Origin of the sequence: Kitasatospora sp. NPDC097605, from assembly GCF_040302725.1 — a bacterium.
Lineage (GTDB): Bacteria > Actinomycetota > Actinomycetes > Streptomycetales > Streptomycetaceae > Kitasatospora.
The window spans coordinates 1-22823 of sequence record NZ_JBEOSF010000058.1; the positions used below are offsets into that span (position 1 = coordinate 1).

Genomic DNA, 22823 nt, shown 5'->3' on the forward strand with positions numbered 1-22823 from the left:
TCCGGCTTGTCTGTGCGCCGCCAGGGACTCGAACCCCGGACCCGCTGATTAAGAGTCAGCTGCTCTAACCAACTGAGCTAGCGGCGCCTGCTGACAGAGAAGACTCTAGCAGCGGGGCGCGGTCCGGCCAAAATCGAATACCCGCACCTCCCGGGCCCCGCGCCGGCCCGGCGGGCCCGGGGCGCCCCGACGGGCTCAGAGCGCCTCGACCGGCTCGCGGGCCGCCCGGACACAGGCCCAGAGCACCACCGAGGCCCCCGGCAGCCACGGCTCCCGGCTCTCCGGGGCGACGATCCACCGCCCCCGGCCGTGCCCCGGCAGGTCCGGGCCGCCGTCCGCCGTCCGCTGCACCGGCGGCACCGTCACGGTGTCGCCCTTGCCGTGGCAGAGCAGCGGGGGCACGTCCCGGGCCCACTCCTCCCAGGCCAGCAGCCGGCGCAGCCGGGGCGCCGCGCCCGGCTGCACGAACAGCAGCGTCCGCCCCCGGACGACCGCCACCGGCCCGCAGCCGGGCCCGGAGGCCCACAGCTCGTCCAGTACCCGGCGGCCGAACAGCGCCGGCATGCTGATCACGTCGAAGGCCCGGCCGCAGGGCAGCACCGAGGGCGCCCACGGGCGGGACTCCCACAGGGCGCGCATGCTGCGCGGGTACTCGCTGGCGGAGGCGAGCCAGGCCTCTCCGGCCACGGTCACGTACTCCACCGACTGATAGGTCCAGATGTCCACGCACAGTAGCGTGGGGTGCCCGGAGCGTGTCCGGGGCGGAAAGTGCGGTTCGCCGGACAGCGGGGCGGGCGGGGGCGTACCCTTCCGCTTCCTCCGGCATATGCCAGGGGCGAGGGAGCCGGGCCGGGGTGCCCCCGGGTGGATCAGTCCTCGTGCCGCCGGGGGCTGAGCAGGGTGCGGCCGTACTCGATCATCTTGGCCGCGTAGTCCGGCGTCCAGTCCGCCCGGTCCGCGATCTCCGCCTCGGACAGCGCGTCGAACCGGCGCGGGTCCGCCAGCTGCGCGGCCGCGACCGCCTGGAAGTCGGTGGCCCGCTCGGCGGCCGCCCGGAAGGCCAGCGCCAGCTCGGTGGAGCGGCGCAGCAGCTCACCCGGGTCGTCGATCGACTCCAGGTCGAAGAAACGCTCCGGCTCCGGTTCGTCGGCCTGCGGCTCGAACAGCAGCTGTGCCGGGCGCTGCCGCCGACCGGACGCCGTACCGGCGCCCGTGCCGGGACCGGCCGGCGCGGCGGGGCCGCTCGGGTCGGACGCCTGCGCATGGGAGTCGGGCATGGACGGACACCTCCGGGTGCTCGATGGGGGCGGGCGACGGCTGCTCGGGACGGGCGCCGCCCGGTCGTGGCCGTCGTCCATTGTCTCGCGGCGGCGGCCGGTAACGGAACGGTGCGCGTCCGGGCGCTATTCCCGCCCGGCGCGCCGGGGGCGTGCGTCAGCCGGTCCGGCCCACCACGCGCCGCACCGGCCGGCCGCACGCCCCCGCGGCCCGCGGAGTGGACGGCCTCAGAGCCGGCCCAGCCGCACCCGGTGCCCGGACAGGTGGTGCAGCACCCGGTGATTGGCCTCCCAGCCGTCGGGGAACGCCACTGGAACGTTCAACTGCACCGGCTCGGTGGCCGGATGCTCGTCCAGCAGCTCCGCGATCCCGGCCCGGGCCACCACGATGCAGGCGTGCCGGTGCCGGGAGGCCAGCACGCACAGCCGGCCGGTCTCCAGGTGGAACGCGGTCGCGTCCGGCCGCCCCGACAGCGGGTGCAGCACCACCGTCACGTCGTACTCGCGGCCCTGCAGCCGGTTCGCGGTGTCCACCGTCACGGCCGGCCCGGCCGTCGGGTCCACCGGCACCCCCGCCTTGACCAGCGCGGCCCGCACCGCCGCCGCCTGGTCCCGGTGCGCCGTGCCGACCGCGACCCGGTCCGCCGTGAGCGGCGCCGAGCCCTGCTCGGAGTGCGCCGTCAGCCCGCGGTCCAGCAGCCGGCGCACGGTGGCCGCGACGGCCGTCACCGCCTGCGGATCGGTGCGCACGGTGTGCCGGGCGGGCAGCTCCAGCAGCGCCCAGCCGTGCTCGGTCGCCCGGTCGATCGCGGCGTCCACCGCCGAGCCGTCCGGCCGCACCGACGCGGTCATCGAGCGGTCCCCGGGGCCGGTGCCCGAGCGGAACGGCGTGAACGGGTAGAACGCCCCGGAGATCAGCGGCGCCGCACTGGCCGGCAGCCGCCAGGACACCGGCAGCCGGTGCGGCTCGATCTGCGGGTTGTGCGCGAGCAGGGTGACCACCGCGCTGCTCGACGGGTCGTACGACAGGCCCGCCCACTGCTCGGTGCCGACCACGGTGAACGGGTCCAGCTGGCCCGGGTCGCCGACGAACAGGGCCCGCTCGAACAGCCGGGCCACCGCCAGCAGCGCGTCCGACCGCATCTGGTACGCCTCGTCGACGATCGCGTGCCGCCACGGCTGCTCGGCCCGCACCCACTGCCACTTGGCCGAGGTGGAGATCACCACGTCCAGCTCGGACAGCTCGGCGACCTTGTCCGAGGGCGTGACGTTGGCGTGCCGCAGCACCTCCGGGCCCGGGCGCGCGTCGGCCGCGTGCAGCCGGCCGATCGTCAGATCCGGCGCCTTGACGGCCAGTCGGTCGACCAGGTCGTCCACCTGGCCGTTGGTCTGGGCGACGATCATCAGCCGCTCGCCGGCCCCGACCAGCTCCCGGGCGGCGCGCACCACCAGGGTCGACTTGCCGGCGCCGGGCGGCGAGTCCACCACCACGCCGCGCGGCGCGCCGGCGGACGGACGGACGGTCGCCTCCAGGATCCGCGCCACCGCGGCGTCGGCGGCCGCGCCGGGGGTCTGTCCGGAGAGCCGGTCGCCGGCCTGCTCGGTGCTCATCGCGCGGATCACTCCCAGTCCTCGGCGGCGCCGGCCACGACCGGCAGCACGGTGACGACGGCACCGGGCGGGCCGCCGTGGGTCCACGGCGTGTCGTCCGGCTCGGGCAGCGGCGCGGCCTGCCGGACCGTCAGTTCGAACAGCGTGAAGGTGACCCGCTCGCCCGGCTCGGGCAGGCTCCCCGGCTCGGGCTCCTTCCGGCGCCCCATGCCGGACAGCACCCGCACGGTGATGGTGCCCGCCTCCGGGTCCGCCGCCGCGATCACGGCCTTCTGCGCCGGGGCCGGTCCGGCCTCCGCCGCCGCCGGCTCGCGCACCCGGTGCACCTCGCGGCCCAGGTCGGCGTGCGGGCGGTCGTCGGTGCGCACGGTCACCAGCGGGCGCGGCTTGGGGGAGCGGCCGGTGGTGTCGTAGTCCGGCACCACCTCGGTCACCACCCCGCTGAACGCCTCCCCGGCCAGCCGGTGCTCGGCCATCGCCAGCGGGTCGTCCAACGCCTCCTGGACGTCCAGCCGGGCCTGCTCGCGCTCGCGCTGGGCGAGCTTGCGGGCGGCCGTCACGGCGTCGTCGATCCGCGGCTGCGGCGGCTCGCCGGCCGCCAGCCGGTCCCGGTGGCCGGTGTACGACCAGCGGTCGCCGGTCCACCGCTCGGGCAGGTGGCGGGCCGGGGGCAGGGCGCGCAGCAGGTCCAGGCCGTGCCAGACGTCGCGCCAGGTCGGCAGCAGCTCCTCGTGCAGCACGGCGCGCAGCTGCTCGACGGCGACCCGGACGGCCTCCCGGGCCGCCGCGGCGTCCGTGCCGAACGCGCCGCCGCCCGCGCCGCCGCCCGCCGCGCCCGGGCCGTCGGCCTCGCGCAGGGCCGCCGCGGCCGCGTCGTAGCGGGCGATCGCCGGGGCGAGCACCTTGGCGTCGAACACCGGGTCGGTGGTCGGGCCGGCCGGCGGGTGGACCAGCCGGCCGCCCTCGCCGCGCCCGGTCTCGGCCAGCTCGGCCGCCTCGGCGCCGGTCAGCCCCTCCGGCGGGGTGTGCCAGGCCAGCCGGGCGGCCAGGTGCTGGTCCTCCAGGTGGCTCTGACCGGTGGCCCAGTGCCGGGCCAGCAGGCCGGTCATCGGCAGCAGCAGGCTGGAGCCGGGCACCATGGCCCGCTCGGCGAAGTGGGTCAGCCAGCGGCCGAGCAGCGGCACCCGGGCGGGCGCCGGGAACGGGCCCGGGTCCTCGTCCTCGGCGGTGCGGCGGAACCGGGTCGAGCGGCCGAGCAGCGCCAGGTACCGCACGCCCCCGCTGTTGGGCACGATCAGCTGCGGGGCGTCCGCGCACAGCTCGCGCACCACCGGCGTCTTCTCACCGCTCTCCGGGTCCTTCTCGGAGCCCTCGATCAGCTCGACCTCGTCGCCGAAGGACTCCAGGTAGGGCAGCAGGTCGGCGGCCAGGTCGGCCAGGAACTCCGAGCGCAGCGTGCGGTTGAGCGGCTGCGGCACGAGGTGCAGCGTCGGCGCGTCCCGGTCGGTGCCCAGCAGCAGGGCCAGCGGGGCGCCGTCCTCGCCGGCCGAGGTCAGCGGCACGAGCACCATCGGGCGCTCGGACAGGTGCCGGTGGCGGACGGTGGCCAGCGGCTCGGCCCGGCCGCCGCGCACGGCCTCCAGCCGGGCCAGGGTGGACAGCAGGCTCACCGTCCGGCCCCCGCACCGGCGGGCGCGGGGCGGCCGAGCGCCTCGGCGCGCAGCGCGGCGGCGTAGGCCAGCCGGGCGGCTGCCTCGTCGGCGCCGTCGCCGTCCTCGTCGCCGTCCCCGTCCCCGTCCCCGTTCACGCCGCCGTCGGCGCCGCTCGGGGCGGCCCCGGCCGGGCCGGTGCGGGCGACGGCCAGCGCCTCGGTCACCGTGCGGATGCTGCCCAGCTCGCCCCGCACGCCCCGGCCGAGCTGCTCGACCCGGTCGCCGCAGCGGGCCTGGGCGCGGCAGTGGAAGCCGAGCTCGCAGGTGGAGAGGCAGTCCGGGCTGTACGCGGCGGGCACCGTCCCGACCGTCTTCTCCAGCTCCTCGGCCGACCGGACGGGAAAGCCGTCCCCATCGGGGGAGAGGTCGAAGTCCGCCCCTGGCGGCAGCACCGCCAGCAGCCGCTCGATGCCGGTCATCCGGCTCAGCTGCCGGCGGGTGGTGGCCAGCTCGCGGCGCACGTCCACCGGCACGGCGGTCGGCCGGCTGCCGAAGTCCTCCGGGCAGACCAGCAGCACGCTGGTGCGGGGGCTGCCGGGCAGCCGCTGCTCGGCGTACGGGTCCAGGTCCACCGGCCGGCCGGCCAGCGCGGCGGCCGCGTCCTGGAGGGCCAGCACGTAGACGGCGGCCTGCCGGGCGGCGGCGCCCACCTTTCCCGGGTCCGCGGTGCCGTCCAGCACCGGGAAGGACTTGATCTCCACCACGGTGCAGCGGCCGCCGTGCACCACGACGGCGTCCGGCTCCAGGTAGGCCGTGGAGCCCGCCACGTCCAGCCGCAGCATCGGGTGGTCGAGCAGCGTCCAGGCGTGCTCCTCGGCGGCCGCCTCCGCGAGCGCGGCCGCCGTGCGGTCGGCCCGGACCGCCGGACCGGAGGAGCGGAGCAGGTCCGGCACGAGCAGCGGGCCGCCCTCGTCGGACAGGCCGAGCCGGGCGCGCAGCGGCTCCAGCAGCGCCGCGTAGCCGTTCTCCTTCAGCCGGGCCTCGAACACGACGCCGCGCGCCAGCGCGAACGGCGAGCGGCCGAAGGGGGCGGGGCGGCCGAGCCGGGCGGCCAGCGCCGACTTGTCCACCCCGGCGGCGTCCAGCACGGCGCGGCGGTGGCACCCCGGATTGGCGGCCAGGGCGGCGAGGGCACGGGCGTTCAGACTGCGCTGCGGCGCCGGTCCGCGCAGCTCGGCGAGCCGCTGGGCGAGCGGCTCCGCCGGCCCGCGGAGCGGGGCGTTCGTCGAGACGTTCATGGTGCGGCCCAGTGTCGCATCCGGCTCCGACAATCCGCCGCGAACGGGTCGTTGGCGGCGCATCCCCGCCCTCCGGACCAGGCCGGGAGCGTGCACGGTCCGCGGTGGGGGATCATGGGAGGCCGGTGCTCGCTGCCGAGGCCGACCGATGACACCGCCCCGAGCGCGAGGAGCCCGCCCATGCCCGCCCGCATCCTGCTGGTCCGCCACGGCGAGACCGACTGGTCGGCCACCGGCCGCCACACCGGCCGCACCGACATCCCGCTGACCGAGCAGGGCCGGGCGATGGCCCTGGCGCTCGGCGAGCGGCTCGCCGCGGCGCCCTGGAACGGCCTGCCCGACGCCCTCGTCCACACCAGCCCGCTCGGCCGCGCCAAGGAGACCTGCGAGCTGGCCGGCTTCGGCGACCGCGCCGTGGAGCGCCCCGAACTCCTGGAGTGGGACTACGGCCAGTACGAGGGCCGCACCGGCGCCGACATCCGTGCCACCGACCAGCCCGGCTGGCTGATCTGGCGCGACGGCGTCCCCGGCGGCGAGAAGCTCTCCGAGGTCGCCGCCCGGGTCGACGCGCTGCTCGCCGACCTCAACACCGCCCACGGCGTGCCGGACCCGGACACCACCGTCATGCACTGCGCCGACTGCGACGTGGTGCTGTTCGCCCACGGCCACCTGCTGCGCATCCTGACCGCCCGCTGGCTCGGCCTGCCGCCCGAGTACGCACAGCGCTTCAAGCTCGGCACCGCCGCGCTCTGCGTGCTGTCCTGGGAGTACGGCGCCCCGGCCGTCGAGCTGTGGAACGACCAGGGCCACCTGGAGACCCTGCGGCGGTGACCCGGCGCCGGGCCGCCGGTGGCCGGGCCGGACGCCCGGACGCCCGCCCGGCCACCGGCGGCCCGGCGGTCAGTCGGGCGGCCGCTCAGGCGGCCGACGTCGCCGCGCCGTACTCGGCCAGGAACCGCCCCACCTCCGGCACCCGCCGGTGCTCCCGCAGCCGCAGCGCGGTGTCCGCGAGCATGGAGCGGATCCGGGCCGAGCGGACGTCGCCGAACAGCGCGACGGCGGCCGACCCGTGCTCGGCCGCACCCGCCAAGTCCCCCCGGCCCAGCCGGTCGTGGGCGAGTTCGGCGGTGTAGAGCACCCGGTTGCGGACGAAGTGCGGCTGTTGGAGCGCCATGGCCAGCCGGGCGTGCTCGCTGGCCAGGTCCCAGTCCCCGAGCGCGGACCAGCACTGGGCCTGCAGTCCGGCGAGTTCGGCCTCGCCGAAGAACGACATCCACTCCGGGTCGGCCGGGCCGGGCCCCTGCTCGAACAGCCCGCGGGCCCGGGCGACCGCCCGTTCGCAGGCGCCGCGGTCCCGCAGCAGGGCCCAGCCGCCGGCCTCGCGCATCGCGAGCAGGGAGAGCAGCCGGGGGGAGCCGAGGTGCCGGGCGGCGGACTGCCCGGCCTGGGCGGCGCGCAGCGCCTCGCGGGGGCGCCCGGCGTCCCGGGCGAGGAAGGCGCTGTTGGAGAAGACGTGCGCCTCCAGCGCCGGGTCGCCGGCCATCCGCGCGGTGGCCAGCGCCTCCGCGTAGTACGAGCGGGCGTCCCCGAGCCGGTTCGAGTCGTGCGCCAACCAGCCGACCGAGATGGCCAGTTCACCGGCCCCGGCCTGGAGTCTGCGCTCGGTCTCGGTGGAGTACTCGCAGGCGTCGAGCAGCAGGTAGGCCTCCCGCAGCGAGCGGCCGGCCTGCTCGAACAGGGCGTCGGCGCCGTGCGCGTCGTCGGCCAGCCGGATGTCCCGGACGGCCTGTTCCACGCCGAGCACCTCGGCCGTGCCGACCTTGCGGGGCGGCGGGACGGGGCCGGGACGGCCGGGCACGACGGCACTGCCCGCCGCCGGGTGGGGGGCGGCCGTGCCGTGGGGGGCGGGGGCCGCGGCGACCGGGCCGGGCCGGTCGGTGCCGATCACGGAGGCCAGCGCGGCAGGGCCGCCGGCCAGGAACGTACGGCGACGCACGTCGTCGTTCTCCTCGTCACAGGGGTGCGGTTCGTCGGGCCCCCAAGGCGCCGTCGCGAACCTCGGCACCGGGGCCCCGACCGGTGGGGGTGGTTCCGCGTACGGCGAGGCAGCGTAAGGGAGTTGGGTGGAGAGCGGCGAGCGGGGGACGGGCGGCGGCGGGAACGCCGGATGGAAGGGCGGTGGCGCCCCGGCGGCCTGCCCGCCGTCCCGCCCGGGCCCGCTCCCGCCTCCGCTCCCGCCGTCCGCCGGGCGGCGGCGGACGGCGGTGCGGGGGGCGAAGCCGAGGTCGGTGAGCGAGCGGTCCGGCCACATGTGCCGGAACACCCGCTCGTACGCGTAGTTGGGGCAGCGGATCTCGCCGGACTCGACCCGCCCCACGTACCGGGCGTCGCAGGAGACGTGCTCGCCGATCTCCCGGGCCGCCCGGCGCACGGCCACGGCGAACTCGCCCGGTGAGCGGTCGCCGCGCAGCGCGCGCATCGCGGTGTTGGGTGACGGGCGGTTCGGCTCGGCCGGTGGGGGGGCTGCCATGGTGCGCTCCGTGGTGGTGCGGGTGGCGGTGCGGGGGTCGGGCGGCGGGACGGCGGGGACGCCCGGCCGCGGGTGGGTCCGGTGGGGCCCGGCGGACGGCCGGGCGCGGCACGACAGTACCCGGAGTCACCGGGTGGCCACAGCGCGTTCGCGGGCGATGTGCCACCAATACGGGGCAAACGGGGCATAGTTGCCGGGATCCGCCATGAAATGCCATGCCTTGCTGTAAAGCGCCCCGTGGCCTGCGCCGCGCACCCGGCGTTGTCCTGGTACACGGAAGCCCCCGCCGCCGTCCCCCCGCCGCGTCCCTGGCGGCACCCCCACCCGGGCGGCACGGCTTCCGGTCCCGACGAGGTGACAGGAGGGCCCATGCCGGCCACTGGAGTACCGCAGTTCCGCCGTCTGGCCGTCGGCGGGGTGCTCGACGGAGCGGCCCCCGCCCTGCTGCCCGAGTCGGCCGACGACCGGGGCGCCGAGCGCTGCCCGTCCGGCGGCGGCCCCTCCCGCCGCCCGCGCGCCGACGCGGAGGCCGTCCTGGTCGCCACCTTCGACACCGTGACGGTCGCCCTGCGGCACGGTCTGGAGGCGGTCGACATCCTGCGGCTGCGCCGGGCGTGCGGCGCGGTGCTGCAGAGCCGCAACGGCGCCACCGTCTCCTTCCTCGTCCCGGCCGGCACCTCGGCGTCCTGGCACCTGCCCGGCAGCTCCTGTACCGCCGGCGCCCAACTGCTGCCCGCCACCGACCCGCGCTGGGTACTGCCCCCGGCGGGCGCCGACCGCGCAGCCCGCCCCACCGACCCCTGGGTCCTCCGCTCGGCCCTCTGCGAGGCCGCCTGCACCCTCACCGCGGGCGGCCTCGGCCCGTCCTGACCCCAGCCCGCCCCCCAGTCCACCGCCGCTGAGCTGCGGGGCTCTTCCGCGCGGCGGCGATAATGGCGGGTATGGGACGAAGCAACCGAGCCGGCCGCACCGCGGACCGGAGCCGCGACGCCGCGGAGAGCGGCCCGGCCGCCACCGGCCCCGGCGGCCGCACCCACGCCCAGGGCCCGCTCACCCGGGCCGTCGATTCCGGGCTCGCCGAGCTCCGCCCCGACCGCGACCGCCCCGCCGCCTGGTCGCTGCTGATCGACGGCGCGCCGCAGTCCCTGGTCGATCTCGCCGACCCCTCCCACCTGGGCTTCGAGTACCAGCGCCGGCTCGGCCACCTGGTCGACCTCGCCGCCCCGCCCGGCCGCCCGCTCACCGTCCTGCACCTCGGCGGCGGCGCCCTCACGCTGGCCCGCTACGTCGCCGCCACCCGCCCGCGCTCGCGCCAGCAGGTCGCCGAGATCGACACCGCGCTCACCGAACTGGTCCGCACCGAACTCCCGCTGGAGCGCGGCTGGCAGGTCAAGGTGCGCGGCGCGGACGCCCGCGCCGTACTGGAGCGCACCCCCGAGGGCACCGTCGACCTGGTGATCGCCGACGTCTTCTCCGGCGCCCGGGTGCCCGCCCACTGCACCACCGTCGAGTTCACCACGCTGGCCGCCCGGGCCCTCGCCCCCGGCGGCCGCTACGCCGTCAACATCGCCGACGGCTCCGCCCTGCCGTTCGCCCGCTCCCAGGTCGCCACCCTCGGCGCGGTCTTTCCCGAACTCTGCCTGGTCGCCGACCCGGCGGTGCTGCGCGGCAAGCGCTTCGGCAACCTCGTCCTGGCCGCCGCCCACACCCCGCTCCCGGTGGCCGAACTGGCCCGCCGGGTGGCCTCGGACGCCGCCCACGGCCGGGTCGAACACGGCCGCGCCCTGGCCGACTTCGCCGCCGGCGCCACCCCGGCCACCGACGCCACCGCCACCCCGTCCCCCGTCCCGCCACCCGGGGTCTTCCGCTAGCCCGCTCCTCGGTGCACGATGTCCGGATCCCGGACGACCCGAGCAGGAGGAGGACCCGCCATGCCGATCCGACCGGCCCGGCCGAGCGAGGCGGCGGCGCTCAGCGCCCTCGCGCTGCGCTCCAAGGCGCACTGGGGCTACGACGCGGCGTTCATCGAGGCCTGCCGGGCCGAACTCACCCTCGACCCGGCGCGCGTGGAACCCGACCGCACGGCCGTCGCCGAGGGCGAGGACGGCCGGGTCCTGGGGTTCGTCACCCTCACCGGGGCGCCCCCGGAGGGCGAACTCGGCATGCTGTTCGTCGAACCGGCCGCCATCGGCCGCGGCATCGGCCGCCGCCTGATGGAGCACCTGCGCGCCGAGGCCACGGCCCTCGGCTTCGACCGGATCACCGTCGAGGCCGACCCGAACGCCGAACCCTTCTACCGTGCCATGGGCGCCGTCCGCACCGGCACCGCCCCCTCCGGATCCATCCCCGGGCGCGAACTGCCACTGCTCACCCTGCACTTGACCACCCCCACGCGCTAGGGTCCGTCTTCAAACCCCCGCCTGCCGGGCGACGCTCCCCCAGCCTTCGGCCGGGAGGTACCCCCAGGGCACGCACCTCGCCGCGTTGTCGTCGGTCGCCGATGGCCCCCAGCCTTCGGCCGGGAGGTGCCCCCACCGCATGGACTCCCTCCTCCGCCTTGCGATGCACGCACCCAGACGCCGCCCGGCCCGCCCTTCGGGCGGACGACGGGGGCTTGAAGACGGACCCTAGCTCCAGGGCCGCTCAGTGGCCCTTCGGCAGGCCCCGGTGCTTGTACATCGCGGCGCCGGTCAGCAGCAGCCCGGCCGTGATGGGGGCGAGTACGGAGGTCGCGGTGCCGGCGGTGTCGTGGGCGACGGTGACGGCGGCCGTCCTCGCCGTGGCCCCGGCGGGCGGGGCCGTCGTGCCGGGCCCCGGGGCGCCGGCCGAGGCCGGTCCGCGTTCCCGGGCGGCCGTCCGCCCGCCCCCGCCGTCCGCCGGGACCGGGTGTCCGGCCGCGGCGTGCGGGGAGCGGCCCGGTGCGGCGGGCGGCGGGGCGGCGAGGCCGTGGGGAGCGTCGCCCGGCCGGACCGGCAGGCCGGCGTCACAGGGCCGCGCGGCCGGGCCCGACGGTCCGTCGGCCGTCACGCCGGGGGGCGCGTGCGCTTCGGCGGGGCGGGCCTGGGCGGTGGCGGCGTCCAACAGCCCGGAGGCGATCGCGAACGCGTCCGGCACGGCGGCCCGCTGCCCGGGCAGGGGGAGGCCGCCGGCCCTGATCAGCTCCTGGAGCGCGCCGCCGATCGAGCCGGTCGCGGCGGCCGGGTCCAGCACGAGGACGTCCGTCGCGCCCCCCGGGACGGCGCTCGCGAGCCCGTCGAGCAGTCCGCCGGCCGGGCCCGCCGGCGCCGTCCCGGGCTGCTCCGCCGGGCGGACGGGCGCCGCCGGGCCGCCGGCCAGGGCCCGGCCGGCCGGTTCCGGCGGGCGTTCGGCGCCGGCCGCGCAGGAGACGGGAGCGCCGAATCCCCAGAGCTGCGCGAGCAGCGCCCCGCCCGCCGCGACGGCCCGCGGTCGGGGCAGCCACCGCCGGGCCGCGCACCACCGGCCGCCGACGGTCCGTCGGGCGGGTTCCGGGCCCCTGGTCGCGTGATTGGCTCGCACGTGAATCGAGAACGAGCGGGCGGACCGTGAGGACACGGACGGTCACGGCGGACGGCCCCCGCGGACCGTCCGCCGTGCTCCGCTCAGGAGTTGGGGCGCAGTGTCCAGAGGACCGTCATGACGCCGGTCACGGCACCATCGGCGCGGGTGATCTCGACGGCGACCGGGAACTCCGGGCGCTCGCCCCGGTCGAGCTCGGCGACGATCTCGGCGGCCGGCCGGCCGAGCACGGCGGTGGCCGTGACGGCGCCCATGGCGAGCTTCTTGTAGGAGATCTCGGCGCTCACCGCGAGCGGCACCGCGCGCGAGAGCTGGTCCCCGAAGGCCCCCAGCACGATGCAGCCGCTGGCCGACTCGGCGAGGGTGAACATCGCGCCGGCGTGCGGGCCGCCCACGTGGTTGTGGTACTCGGCCTGGTCGGGCAGCCGGAGCACGGCGCGTTCGGGCGTGGTCTCCAGGTACTCGAGCTTGAGGGTCCGGGCCATCGGGACGGTGGAGTCGAGCAGCTGGCCGATCGAAGCAGTGGTCATGGCGGCAACGTTACTAGCCAGTAGCTTCCGGCGGCAGACCCGCGCCCGGGGAAAGGATGAGAAGCGGACCGGGCCGTGACGCGCGCCACACCACCCCCGGCTGTCCGCCGACGATGTGAGGGAACGCGAAAAAGCCCTGAGGGCCGATCTCTTGACGAGACCGGCCCTCAGGGTCGATGGGGTGAGTGACGGGACTCGAACCCGCGGCCACCTGGACCACAACCAGGTGCTCTACCAACTGAGCTACACCCACCATCTGTCCGGATCGTTCCCGCTCTTCGGCGTTCCCGCTCCGACAAGAAGAACTCTACAGGATCCGGGAGGGTGCTCGCGCCAGGGTTCCGTTCCCCCTCGCGCGAGCACCTCCGCCGCCGGGGCTCAGCCCGCCGGCGCCTGGTACTTCTCGGCGATCGCGCGCGCGGTGTCGGTGTCCGGGCCGGGCTGCGGGACGAACACCGCCTCGCGGTAGTAGCGCAGTTCGTCGATGCTCTCGCGGATGTCGGCGAGCGCCCGGTGGTTCCCGCCCTTCTGCGGGCTGTTGTAGTACGCCTTCGGGTACCAGCGCCGGGCCAGCTCCTTGATCGAGGAGACGTCCACGATCCGGTAGTGCAGGTGACCCTCCAGCGCGGGCATGTCCCGGCTCAGGAAGCCGCGGTCGGTGGCCACCGAGTTCCCGCACAGCGGGGTGCGCCCGGCCTCCGGCACGTGCGCGCGGACGTACGCGAGGACCAGCGCCTCCGCCTCGGCCAGCGTGACCCCGTGCTCCAGCTCCTCCAGCAGCCCGGAGGCGGTGTGCATCTCCCGCACCACCTCGGGCATGTTCGCCAGCGCCTCGGCGGGCGGGCGGATGATGACGTCCACACCCTCGCCGAGGATGTTCAGCTCCGAGTCCGTCACCAGCGCCGCGACCTCGACCAGGGCGTCCCGGTCGAGGTCGAGGCCTGTCATTTCACAGTCGATCCATACCAAACGGTCATTCACGCCACTCACCCTACGGCGCGATCACGCGCCGCGGGCACCGAAGGAGCCGAGCGGGGCGCCGGGGCACGGCCCTCGGAGCCGTGCTCGTCCGGCGTGTGGCCGTCCGCCTCCCGGGCCTCCCGGCCGGGGTGGCCTGCGGGGTGCGCCGGACGGACGTCCCGCCCGGGCCGCGCCTCACGGGGCTCCCGGGCCTCCGCCCCGGTGCCCCGGCCGGCCTGCGGACGGAGCTGGCCCGCCCGGGCCTGCCGGGCCCGGAGCTCGGCCGACGCGTCCTGCGGCCGGTCGGCCGCGCTGCGGTGCCCCTGCCCCTGGCCGCGCGCGCCCGGCTGCGGCACCCCGTCCTCGGCGGCGGCGTGCTCCGCCGTCCTCGGCGGGCGGCCCGCACCCGGCCCCGGCTGCGTCGGGACCATCGTCGGACGCGCCGGACCGCGGCCGGCCCCCGGCTGCCCGGGGTGCGCCTGGTGCCCGGCCGACTGGTGCGGGTACGGCTGCCCGGCCCGCGCGTGGACGCCCGGCCCGGACTGCTGTCCCTGCTGGCCCGGGTGCCCGGCGCCCGGCCCGCCCGGGTACCCCGGGGCGGCCGCGTGCCCGTGCCCGACCGGCACACCGTGCCCGCCGGGAGCGCCGTGCTGACCCGGCACCGACCCGCCCACCGCGCCGGCCGCGGCCGACGACGGAACCATCCCGGCCGTCCGCGGGTCGCCGCCCGCCGACGAGGCCGGCACCGGAGCGCTCGCCCCGGGCCGCCGGGCCCGGTAGCTCGTCCGGTACGCGGCCGGCGAGACGCCGAGCTGGCGCCGGAAGTGCCCGCGCAGCGCCACCGGCGACCGGAAGCCGCAGCGGCGCGCGACGTCGTCCACCGACAGCTCCGAGGTCTCCAGCAGCCGCTGCGCCTGCAGCACCCGCTGGGTGATCAGCCACTGCAGCGGGGCGCTGCCGGTGAGCGTGCGGAACCGCCGGTCGAAGGTCCGCCGGCTCATGTAGGCGCGGGCCGCCAGCACCTCGACGTCGAACTGCTGGTTGAGGTTCTCCAGCGCCCAGGTGACCACCTCGGCGAGCGGGTCGTTGCCGATCTCCTCAGGTAAAGACTGATCGATGTACTGGGCCTGTCCTCCGCCGCTGCGCCGGCTCGGCACCACCAGCCGGCGGGCGAGCGCGTTGGCCGCCTCGGCGCCGTGGTCGCTGCGGACCACGTGCAGGCACAGGTCGATCCCGGCGGCGGTGCCGGCCGAGGTGAGCACGTCGCCGTCGTCGACGAACAGCTCGCGCGGGTCGACGTGCACCCGCGGGTAGCGCTTGGCCAGGGTCGGCGCGTACATCCAGTGCGTGGTCGCCGGACGGCCGTCGAGCAGGCCGGCGGCGGCGAGGACGAACGCGCCCGTGCACAGGCCGATGATCCGCGCCCCCTCGTGGTGGGCCTTGCGCAGCGCGGTGATCGCCTCCACCGGCGGCGGCTGCGAGATCGAGCGCCAGGCCGGGACGACGATCGTGCCGGCCCGGGCCAGTGCCTCCAGCCCGTACGGGGCGGAGAGGGTGAGGCCGCCGGTGGTGGCGAGCGGGCCCTCCTCGCCGGCGCAGACCAGCAGGCGGTAGCGCGGCACCCCGGCGTCCTGGCGGTCGACGCCGAAGACCGAGAGCGGGATCGAGCTCTCGAAGATCGGTGCGCCGCCGAAGATCAGGACGGCGACGGTCTCGCGGCGGCGGCGGCCGGAGAGCTTGCGGGGCGCGGCGGCCATCATGGCCGAGGAGGAGCCGTTGAGGCCGGCGGCGGAACCGCCGTGGCCGCCGTGGCCGCCGAGACCGAGCGGTCCGGCGGCCAGTCCACCGGTCGCCATCGGGCCGGGGCCGGGTGACCCCGGGGTGAAGGACGCGGCGGAGGGCCCGGCGGCGAAGGCCGTGAACGCGCTGTCCGGTCCGGCATGGCCACTCGGGTGCCCGCCGGAATGGCCGGTAACCGACGCCCCGGTCCGGCCGTCCGGGCCGCCGCCGTAGCCGCCGGAGTGGCTGACGGCCGGTCGGCTGACGGGGCGTCCGCCGTGTTCCGGGGCGCCCGGGAAGGCCGGGGATCCCGTGGCCGCCGGGGTGCCGGAGCCGGCCGGGGCGCCCGGTGCGGACGGGCCGCCCGGGACGGACGGGGCCGCGGGGGAATAGGAGGGGTACGAGGCGGTGCCGGAGTGACGGGTGTTGGCGGTGGAGGCCTGGGAGGCGGTGCTTCTCGCGGAGCGACCCGCGATTCCGGCCACGGCCTGGCCGCTGTCAGGACCCGCGTCGCTCCTGCTCACCCTGCTCAAGGCGCTCAAGCCCCCTCGGTGGTGTGGTGTGGTGGTGCGGCACTGCTAGCCAAGATCGAATCTATCGGGTGGACCGTTGCCGTTGTGACAAGTTCACCATCCGACGCTATGTCGACATGGCAATTTGGCGTGATGCATTCGATCACGAAGCGTGGCACCCGTCGACCCTTCTGGGAAGAGGGTCGGTGCAACGGTGGCTGGTTGTCGCGGGACGGGTCCTGGGGCGTCCGGCTCCGAGGCGCCCGGCCGGTGCGCCTGGGCTGCGGATTTGCCCAAGGGTGGGGGAGCCGCACGAGATTGACTGAAAATAGGCGGTGCACAGGAGGGGCGCACGGTTGCCCGGTGTGCGCCTCCCAGGCTTCATCCGGCCAGTGCCGGAGCCGCGGAACCGCGATCGGCGGCCCCGCGCGGCCGCTCCCGCACGGAGATCAGGGCCGGCTCGAACAGGCCAATGGCGATGTCGCCGACGGTGGGCCGGGCGGGGGCCGGGCCGGGGCCGTGCACCGTAGACCGGGAGCGGTGCACGAACCGGCGGTGCCGGGGCCGGAACTGACGACGCCGATGACGGCGGAAGGGTTGCGCGGTGAACGGCCCCGATCCGGGCCGGGCGGTCGCGGCAGATCTTCGACGGCCCTGTGCCGTCGATCTGCTGACGGCGCATGAGCCGCCCGGCCGGCCGGCATTCGGTCACGGCGCGGGCGTCGCCGGGGCGTGGCCGCCCGCGGGCCGGCCGCGACCCGGTCCGGTCGGGGCGGGGTCGGGGTGCGACCACGGGCTCCGTGGGAGGGGTGCAGGCGGCGGCGTCCTCGGCAAACTCGTCGGACCGGTTTCGGACAGCCTGTCCGGCCCCGCAGGCGAGTGAAGCACTGGCCGCGGCGTGCACGGTTGAAGGCGCGCGGCCGCTGTCAGGGGCGGACGGCCGGAGCGGCGCGCCGTCGTGCGCGCCGCTCTGCGCCCGGTCCGGCCCGCGCCCCGCTCGCGGCCGGCCCGGCGATCACCCCGGGGCGGCCGCCGTTCGAACGGCGGCGAGCCCGCGCTCGCGGAGGCGCGGAACACCCGCGCCGCCCGCCGCACCCGCCGTGCACGCGAGCGCGACGCCGCCGCCGACCGGACGGCGCCGAGCGCTCACACCGGCCGCCGACACCTCCGGACGCCCCACCGGGGCGCCCCGGGCGGCCAGCACCTGGCCGACGGCCTCCGGCAGGCCGGCCGCCTTGAGCGTCGGCCGATAGGCGGGCTCGGCCCACGGACGCCCGTGGTGCAGCCAGACGCTCCGCAGCCCGGCCAGCTCGGCGCCGGCGATGTCCGCGGGGGCGTGGTCGCCGATCATCCAGGTGCGGGTGGCCCAGTCCCCGGTCGGCGCTATGCCGCAGCGCTGCGCCGCGATCTCGAAGATCAGCGGGTCCGGCTTGAGGCAGTCGGCCTCCTCGGAGATCACCCAGCCGTCGACCATCGGCCCGAGGCCGGTCCGCCGGATCTTCTCCAGCTGGGGCCCGGTGCTGCCGTTGCTGACGATGCCGAGCGTCCACCCGGCGGCGCGCGCCGCCCGCAGCGCGTCGATGTTGCGCGCCGGGCAGTGGATGTAGGAGTTGATGCCGTGCCGGTAGTGGGCGAGCAACCGGTCGAGCGACTCGTCGAGGCCGTAGCGGCGCCGGGCGGCGGACAGTACGGTGCTGCGCGGTACATAGCCGCCGCCGTCGATGGTGACGAGCCAGTCGACGTCTCCGGGCGGCAGAGCCCGTTCGGTCAGAAAATCCTGAGCCCAGGCCCGGAATGCGGCGTCCCTGGGGAGCAGCGTGTTGTCGAGGTCGAGCAGGAGCAGGGGCATGTCGAGCATGGTGCCAGCGGCCGCGCCTATGCACCTGGCAAATGCCAGACGGCGTCCCGAACCGGTGCCCCTTGGCTGAAACGGGTGTCGGGGCGGTGGCACACCGGTCGCTCGCGGCCCGCTCCGCCGCTCCTGTCACCGCCCGGTTCGTGCCCGGTTCGTGTCCGGTTCACTGCCCGGTGACCGACCGCAACGGATCGTCATCGATCCATGACAGTCCGGTCACGGTGTCCCCAGGAGCTGTTGCGCCGCCCGGTCCGCTCAGTCAAGCTCCAGGGAACCTCCTTCGCCGGAGGGGCGCCCTCGCGCCCGAGCGAGGGGCGCACCGCCTCCGGCGCGCGCATCCCTCGTTCGCGGGAAGAGTTCCGCCCCGAGGCCGCGCGGCTGGGCCGCGTGTCCGGCCCGTCGTACCCTGAAAGGAACAGGTCACAAACGGTGGTGCTCGGCGCAGACCGACGTCTTCCCGTGGGCGGGCCTGCCGCGCGGGCAGCGTTGCCCTCTCCTGTCGGCCCATCTCCTTCGAAGAGCCTTGTGCCATGGCTGGTTCTGAGCCCTCCCGACCGGTGGAGCCGGGCGAGGACGCCCGGGGCGGTGGCTTCACCCGCCCCCTTCGTCACCTCGCGCGCCGCGGCCGCCCCGGCCCAGGCGCCCGCCAGCGGCGGGACGACCGGCGCTCCGACACTCCGGAGCCCCCGGTGACCGGCCGGCCGGGACCGGGCGCCGAGCGCCCGAGCGCCACCGGCCTCCCCGGCGCGACGGGCGAGCCCGCGAGCCGCGCGGCGCGCGCCGCGTCCTGCGACCCGGCCTTCCAGCACGGTGTGGTGGTGGGCTTCGACGGCTCGCTGTCCAGTGAGCGCGCCCTCGCCTACGCGGTGGGCATGGCCCGCCGCTCCCAGTGCGGTCTGGTGATCGTGCACGTGGCCAACCGCCTGCCCGCCACCGTCTGGGCGGGCTGCGAACCACCGGTCTTCGTCGACCTCCCCGACCACCGCACGGAGGTGCTCGGCCTGGAGCTCGCCTGCGCCGACTTCCTCGCGGGGGTGCCCTGGGTCCTGGTCGAGCGGGGCGGCGACATCTGCCACGAGATCGAGGAGGTCGGCCGCGAGTTCGCCGCCGACGCGATCGTGGTCGGCACGACGCACGGCCTGCTCGGCAAGATCTTCGGCTCGGTCTCCGGCCGCCTCGCCCGCCGGGCCAACCGGCCGGTGATCGTGATCCCCTGACGGCCGGTCCGGCGCCCGGGCTCCGTCCCGGGAGCGCGGGCGGCCGGGGCGGTGTGGGCCGTCCGTGTCATCCACGCCGACCGCGCGCGGTGCCGCCCGCTCCGCCGTGCGGGTGCGGCAAAGAATGACAAGGTGATCGTTGGGTCAGCCTCGCCGCCGAGCCGTTCCCCGTGCTGTTCCCCGAACCGTACGTCCCGTCGTGCTGTCGCCCTGCTCGCTCTCCTCGCCTTTCTCCTCCTCCCGGCCCCGGTCGGGCCGGCCGCCGCTCCCCGGGCGGCGGCGGTCCGCCCGGCGGGCGGTGAGGCCAGGGGAGCGGTCCGGCTGGAAGTCCGCACCAATGGCGCCACCGGCGTCGACGTCCGGGTCCGCGCCGACGAACAGCTGCTGCGCGTCTACCGGTTGACGAATCTGGCCGAGTACCCGCTCACCGTCTCCACCGTCACCGACGCCCAGGTCTCCGGCGCGGCGGTGGTCTGTGGCGACCAGCAGCCCTTCGCGCTCCCGCCGCTGGGCGTGGTCGAGTGCTCGGCCACCCTGCCGGCCCGGAGCGGGCGGCAGCGGACCGAGGTCCGGGCCGAGGCCACCGCCCCGAAGGGCATGCCGAAGGCCGTCGCGACCGCAGAGGCGGGCTATCAGGGGCTGGTCGCCGGGATCACCCTGACCCGGGTCGGTGTCCCGACGGGCTCGGGCGTGGTGGTCCGCGCCGGCCGGAGCGCCCGCCGGAACCTGAGTGCCACTCAAACGTTCGGTGATGGTGCTCCTTTCCTCGATGGGTGGGCGGCGTCCGGCCGCCGGGCGCTGCCGACGGTGGTCGGCGGCGACGTCCGGCTGCGGTACCGGGTGGACGCCGTCGGGGACTCGCCGATCAGCGCGGTCAGCGTCGTGGACCACCTCCCCGGAGTGGGGCCGGTCAGCTGCACCGGACAGTCCGCCGGCGGACTGCTGGAGCTCGGCCACCCGCTGGACTGCACCGCTTCCGGGGAGGCCGTGCCGGGCCGGCACACCGCCGTGGCGAGGGCCGAGGGCCTGGCGGTGGACGGCGCGATCGGCCAGGACGGCCGCCCGCTGGCACCCCGGCCGGTCGCCGCCGAGGCCCCCGGTGAGTACGAGGGCCAGAGCCCCGCTCCCGCTCCGGCCCCGGCGGCCGCCGGAGCCGCCAACCCCGCCGCCGTACCGCCGGGCACCGCCCCGGGGACGGCCGCCGTCGCCGGTGCCAACGCGCCCCCGCCCAACCCGGCGGCCCCCAACGCCGCCGCGGCCGCGCCTCCCGGCGCGGCCCCTCCGGCGCCGGGCACAGCCGCTGCTGCTGCTGCCGCTTCTGCCGCCGCCGCAGCAGCCGCAGCCGCAGGATCCGCGGTGCCCTTCCGCCCAGGCACCACCATCTTCGGGCTGCCCGCAAGCCCGTTCCAGGCAGTCGCGGCTGCCGGAGCCGCCGGGGCTGGAGCGGCGGCTGCCGCAGCCGCAGCCGCTGCCGCAGCGGCCGGAGGGGCCGGAGGGGCCGGAGGGGCCGGAGCTGCCGCCGCTGCTGCTGCCGCCGCAGCCGGAGGGGCCGCTGGGGCGGGCGGGGCGGGCGGGGCGGGCGGAGCAGCTGGAGCAGGTGCCGGAGCGGCCGGTGCCGGGGCCGGAGCCGGGGCAGGAGGAGCCGGCGCAGGGGGCGCGTCGGGCGGTGCGGGTGCCGGGTCCGGCACCACCTCCGGCTCCACCGGACCGGGCCAGCCGGGCCAGCCGGGCCAGCCGGGTCAGTCCGGCAGTCCGAACCCGAACGGGAACGCGGCCTCGGTCGCTCAGGTCCCGGACGACACACCGTTCGACTGGGACGAGGACTGGGGCACCGACGAGGTGCTGATGCTGCTCCTGTCGATCGTGGCTCCTGTTCTTGTCGTGCTGGCCGCCGCCCTGACGGTGGGGCAACGCCGGAGAGAGGGTCCTGGAGGTGGTGCCGGTGGTGGCGAGTGAACGTCGGGGGAGTGGTCGGTAGATGTGGGTCAATGTCGTGGCGGCGCTGGCCGGCGCAGCGCTCGCCCTGGCCATCGGTGCACTGGTCGGCCGGTCCCGCGGTTCCCGCGAGGGGGCGACCAACCCGTCCGCGATCGGCTTCGCGGGCGCGGCGGTGCTCGGCTTCTTCGCCCTCTTCACCGGCTTCGCCATCGCCGGTTCGTGGCAGCAGCTCAACACCGCCCGCCAGCACACCTACGAGGAGTCCCGGGCCCTCACCGAGGTGTACTGGTCGGCGCGCCTGCTGCCGGGCCCGGACCGCCCGGTGGTGCAGCAGCGCGTGCGCGACTACACCCATCAGGTGATCACGGTCGAGTGGGAGCAGATGGGCCGCGGGCACGGCAGTGCCGAGGCCTGGGCGGCGGCCGACCGGATCCGGATGTCGGTGGACGCGGTGCGGAGCCAGAACACGGCCGAACTCGCCGCCAAGGCCGATGTGTTGAGGAGCCTGACGGACGTCTACGCGCGGCGGAACGCCCGGCTCGCCGATATCCGCGCGCAGGTGCCGGCGCTGGCACTGGGAGGTCTGGTGGTGGGGGCGGTGTTCGTGCTGGCGACGCCGCCGGTGGTCGGGCTGACCGCCACCGGGCGCAACCTGGTGCTGATGGGGTTCGTGGGGGCCTCGGTGGCGTTCGCGGTCAGCCTGGTGTTCCAGCTCAGCGGCCCGTTCGACGGCGCCGTCAAGGTCGAGCCGACGGCGTTCGAACTCGCGCTGACCCGGTACGACCAGATCGACTCGGGTGGCCCGGTGTGACTCCTTCCTCCTCGTGATCGTCCCGACCCGGCGGTCCGTCCGGTCGGGCAGTGCGCCTCGCCCGCCTCGTCCGCCGGCCCGCTCGGGCCGGCGGAGGACGCCGGTGAGGCCCGGGCAGCCTCAGGAGGTGACGCCGAGCTCTCGCGCGATGAGCATCCGCTGGACCTCCGAGGTGCCTTCGCCGATTTCCAGGATCTTGCAGTCCCGCCAGAAGCGGGCGACCGGGAATTCGTTCATGAAGCCGTACCCGCCGTGGATCTGGGTCGCCTCGCGGGCGTTGTCGACGGCGGCCTCCGACGAGTACAGCTTGGCGATCGCGGCCTCCTTCTTGAACGGTTCCGAGTGCAGCAGCCGGGACGCGGCGTCCCGCCAGGCGAGGCGGGCGGTGTGGGCGCGCATCTCCATGTCGGCGAGCTTGAACTGGATGGCCTGGTTGGCGCCGATCGGCCGGCCGAAGGCGCGGCGCGTACCGGCGTACGAGACGGACTGGTCGACGCAGCCCTGGGCCAGGCCGGTGGCCAGAGCGGCGATCGCGATGCGGCCCTCGTCGAGGATCCGCAGGAACTGGGCGTAGCCGCGACCTCGCTCGCCCAGCAGGTTGGCCGCGGGGACGCGGCAGTCGGTAAAGGACAGTTCGCGGGTGTCGGATGCGTTCCATCCGACCTTCGAGTACTTCTTCGACACCTGGAACCCCGGGGTCCCGGTGGGCACGATGATGGAGGAGATTTCCCGCCGTGGCGAGGAGAATTCGGCCTCTTCACTCGAACGAGCGATCGGTTCGGTGAGCGCGGTGACGGTGACCAGACCGGTGATGTCGGTGCCGGAGTTGGTGATGAAGCACTTGGTGCCGTTGATCACCCACTCGTCGGTGGCCTCGTCGTACCGCGCGGTGGTGCGGGTCGCCCCGGCGTCGGAGCCGCCCTCGGGCTCGGTCAGGCCGAACGCGCCGAGCATCTCGCCCGAGGTCAGCCGGGGCAGCCACTCGCGCTTCTGCTCCTCGGTGCCGAAGCGGTAGACGGGCATCGCGCCGAGCGAGACCGCCGCCTCCAGGGTGATCGCGACCGAGGAGTCGACCCGGGCCAGCTCCTCCAGCGCCAGGCAGAGCGCGAAGTAGTCGCCGCCCATGCCGCCGTACTCCTCCGGGAACGGCAGGCCGAACAGGCCCATCCGCCCCATCTCCCGCACGATCTCGTACGGGAACTCGCCCTGCTCGTAGTACTCGCCGATCTTCGGCGCCACCACGTCCTGGGCGAATTCGGCCACGGTGCGCCGCAGTTCCTCGTGCTCGGTGTTCAACCGGTGGTCGAGCATGGTGA

The 22823-nt window shown here is 76.5% G+C and carries 17 protein-coding genes, 2 tRNA genes and 2 pseudogenes; 7 read left to right on the forward strand and 14 right to left on the reverse strand.

The genetic code is table 11. The annotated features are described in order from the left end of the window. Positions 1-13 precede the first annotated feature (13 nt). From ABTX81_RS37470 to ABTX81_RS37495, 6 genes are all read right to left on the reverse strand, one after another. Positions 14-87 (reverse strand) — tRNA-Lys (locus ABTX81_RS37470). Positions 88-195: 108 nt separating this feature from the next. Beyond that, positions 196-726, reverse strand: coding sequence for a bifunctional DNA primase/polymerase (locus tag ABTX81_RS37475; RefSeq protein ID WP_350555029.1), 531 nt, complete (start codon positions 724-726; stop codon positions 196-198). Between the two features lie 143 nt (positions 727-869). After that, entirely contained in the window at positions 870-1277 is a 408-nt protein-coding gene (locus tag ABTX81_RS37480) for a DUF8844 domain-containing protein (protein WP_350555030.1), read from the reverse strand. Positions 1278-1505: 228 nt separating this feature from the next. Then, complete coding sequence (locus ABTX81_RS37485; RefSeq protein WP_350555032.1) at positions 1506-2888, reverse strand: AAA family ATPase; 1383 nt, start codon at positions 2886-2888, stop codon at positions 1506-1508. A gap of 8 nt (positions 2889-2896) precedes the next feature. After that, the gene (locus tag ABTX81_RS37490) at positions 2897-4558 is read right to left on the reverse strand and encodes a hypothetical protein (protein ID WP_350555034.1); all 1662 of its coding nucleotides are present in this window, start codon (positions 4556-4558) and stop codon (positions 2897-2899) included. Further along, a complete protein-coding gene (locus ABTX81_RS37495) occupies positions 4555-5838 on the reverse strand; it encodes a hypothetical protein (protein ID WP_350555036.1) in 1284 nt (427 codons plus the stop codon). Before ABTX81_RS37495 ends, ABTX81_RS37490 begins: the two co-directional genes overlap by 4 nt. A gap of 180 nt (positions 5839-6018) precedes the next feature. Here ABTX81_RS37495 and ABTX81_RS37500 point away from each other — a divergent pair, with 180 nt between their 5' ends. Beyond that, positions 6019-6669: a histidine phosphatase family protein gene (locus tag ABTX81_RS37500; protein WP_350555038.1), complete on the forward strand. Its 651-nt coding sequence runs from the start codon at positions 6019-6021 to the stop codon at positions 6667-6669. A gap of 85 nt (positions 6670-6754) precedes the next feature. Here the strand turns inward: ABTX81_RS37500 and ABTX81_RS37505 are convergent, their stop codons facing one another. After that, positions 6755-8368, reverse strand: a complete 1614-nt coding sequence (locus ABTX81_RS37505) for an NsdA family TPR-like regulatory protein (protein WP_350555040.1) — start codon at positions 8366-8368, stop codon at positions 6755-6757. Between the two features lie 369 nt (positions 8369-8737). Here ABTX81_RS37505 and ABTX81_RS37510 point away from each other — a divergent pair, with 369 nt between their 5' ends. From ABTX81_RS37510 to ABTX81_RS37520, 3 genes are all read left to right on the forward strand, one after another. After that, positions 8738-9238 (forward strand): hypothetical protein, encoded by a 501-nt coding sequence (locus tag ABTX81_RS37510; RefSeq protein ID WP_350555042.1) that lies wholly within the window; start codon positions 8738-8740, stop codon positions 9236-9238. Between the two features lie 71 nt (positions 9239-9309). After that, the gene (locus ABTX81_RS37515) at positions 9310-10239 is read left to right on the forward strand and encodes a spermidine synthase (RefSeq protein WP_502892945.1); all 930 of its coding nucleotides are present in this window, start codon (positions 9310-9312) and stop codon (positions 10237-10239) included. Positions 10240-10299: 60 nt separating this feature from the next. After that, positions 10300-10767: a GNAT family N-acetyltransferase gene (locus ABTX81_RS37520; protein ID WP_350555046.1), complete on the forward strand. Its 468-nt coding sequence runs from the start codon at positions 10300-10302 to the stop codon at positions 10765-10767. 244 nt (positions 10768-11011) lie between these two features. Here the strand turns inward: ABTX81_RS37520 and ABTX81_RS37525 are convergent, their stop codons facing one another. From ABTX81_RS37525 to ABTX81_RS37550, 6 genes and pseudogenes are all read right to left on the reverse strand, one after another. Continuing rightward, a complete protein-coding gene (locus tag ABTX81_RS37525) occupies positions 11012-11905 on the reverse strand; it encodes a hypothetical protein (protein WP_350555048.1) in 894 nt (297 codons plus the stop codon). A gap of 83 nt (positions 11906-11988) precedes the next feature. Further along, positions 11989-12435, reverse strand: a complete 447-nt coding sequence (locus ABTX81_RS37530; protein WP_350555050.1) for a DUF4442 domain-containing protein — start codon at positions 12433-12435, stop codon at positions 11989-11991. A 177-nt stretch (positions 12436-12612) separates the two neighbouring features. Further along, positions 12613-12688 (reverse strand) — tRNA-His (locus ABTX81_RS37535). A gap of 125 nt (positions 12689-12813) precedes the next feature. Continuing rightward, entirely contained in the window at positions 12814-13416 is a 603-nt protein-coding gene (gene orn / locus ABTX81_RS37540) for an oligoribonuclease (protein WP_350555052.1), read from the reverse strand. 740 nt (positions 13417-14156) lie between these two features. Continuing rightward, positions 14157-15155 (reverse strand): annotated as a pseudogene (locus tag ABTX81_RS37545) (helix-turn-helix domain-containing protein); the annotation flags it as partial. A gap of 1546 nt (positions 15156-16701) precedes the next feature. Further along, positions 16702-17535: an HAD family hydrolase gene (locus tag ABTX81_RS37550; RefSeq protein WP_350555054.1), complete on the reverse strand. Its 834-nt coding sequence runs from the start codon at positions 17533-17535 to the stop codon at positions 16702-16704. A gap of 788 nt (positions 17536-18323) precedes the next feature. Here ABTX81_RS37550 and ABTX81_RS37555 point away from each other — a divergent pair. The 3 genes and pseudogenes from ABTX81_RS37555 to ABTX81_RS37565 all read left to right on the forward strand — a co-directional run. Continuing rightward, positions 18324-18758, forward strand: a pseudogene (locus tag ABTX81_RS37555) (universal stress protein); the annotation flags it as partial. 132 nt (positions 18759-18890) lie between these two features. Beyond that, positions 18891-20714: a hypothetical protein gene (locus tag ABTX81_RS37560; RefSeq protein WP_350555056.1), complete on the forward strand. Its 1824-nt coding sequence runs from the start codon at positions 18891-18893 to the stop codon at positions 20712-20714. Positions 20715-20736: 22 nt separating this feature from the next. Next, entirely contained in the window at positions 20737-21507 is a 771-nt protein-coding gene (locus ABTX81_RS37565) for a bestrophin-like domain (RefSeq protein ID WP_350555058.1), read from the forward strand. 120 nt (positions 21508-21627) lie between these two features. On the opposite strand, the gene ABTX81_RS37570 is transcribed toward ABTX81_RS37565, so the two are convergent. Then, positions 21628-22818, reverse strand: coding sequence for an acyl-CoA dehydrogenase family protein (locus ABTX81_RS37570; RefSeq protein WP_350555060.1), 1191 nt, complete (start codon positions 22816-22818; stop codon positions 21628-21630). Positions 22819-22823 lie beyond the last annotated feature (5 nt).

What these genes read in the sequence shown, in the direction of transcription:
- ABTX81_RS37480 (WP_350555030.1), bottom strand. Translation starts at nt 1,277, where the DNA reads ATGCCCGACTCCCATGCGCAGGCGTCCGACCCGAGCGGCCCCGCCGCG.
- ABTX81_RS37485 (WP_350555032.1), bottom strand. Translation starts at nt 2,888, where the DNA reads ATGAGCACCGAGCAGGCCGGCGACCGGCTCTCCGGACAGACCCCCGGC.
- ABTX81_RS37495 (WP_350555036.1), bottom strand. Translation starts at nt 5,838, where the DNA reads ATGAACGTCTCGACGAACGCCCCGCTCCGCGGGCCGGCGGAGCCGCTC.
- ABTX81_RS37500 (WP_350555038.1), top strand. Translation starts at nt 6,019, where the DNA reads ATGCCCGCCCGCATCCTGCTGGTCCGCCACGGCGAGACCGACTGGTCG.
- ABTX81_RS37505 (WP_350555040.1), bottom strand. Translation starts at nt 8,368, where the DNA reads ATGGCAGCCCCCCCACCGGCCGAGCCGAACCGCCCGTCACCCAACACC.
- ABTX81_RS37510 (WP_350555042.1), top strand. Translation starts at nt 8,738, where the DNA reads ATGCCGGCCACTGGAGTACCGCAGTTCCGCCGTCTGGCCGTCGGCGGG.
- ABTX81_RS37515 (WP_502892945.1), top strand. Translation starts at nt 9,310, where the DNA reads ATGGGACGAAGCAACCGAGCCGGCCGCACCGCGGACCGGAGCCGCGAC.
- ABTX81_RS37520 (WP_350555046.1), top strand. Translation starts at nt 10,300, where the DNA reads ATGCCGATCCGACCGGCCCGGCCGAGCGAGGCGGCGGCGCTCAGCGCC.
- ABTX81_RS37530 (WP_350555050.1), bottom strand. Translation starts at nt 12,435, where the DNA reads ATGACCACTGCTTCGATCGGCCAGCTGCTCGACTCCACCGTCCCGATG.
- ABTX81_RS37550 (WP_350555054.1), bottom strand. Translation starts at nt 17,535, where the DNA reads ATGCCCCTGCTCCTGCTCGACCTCGACAACACGCTGCTCCCCAGGGAC.
- ABTX81_RS37565 (WP_350555058.1), top strand. Translation starts at nt 20,737, where the DNA reads ATGTGGGTCAATGTCGTGGCGGCGCTGGCCGGCGCAGCGCTCGCCCTG.
- ABTX81_RS37570 (WP_350555060.1), bottom strand. Translation starts at nt 22,818, where the DNA reads ATGCTCGACCACCGGTTGAACACCGAGCACGAGGAACTGCGGCGCACC.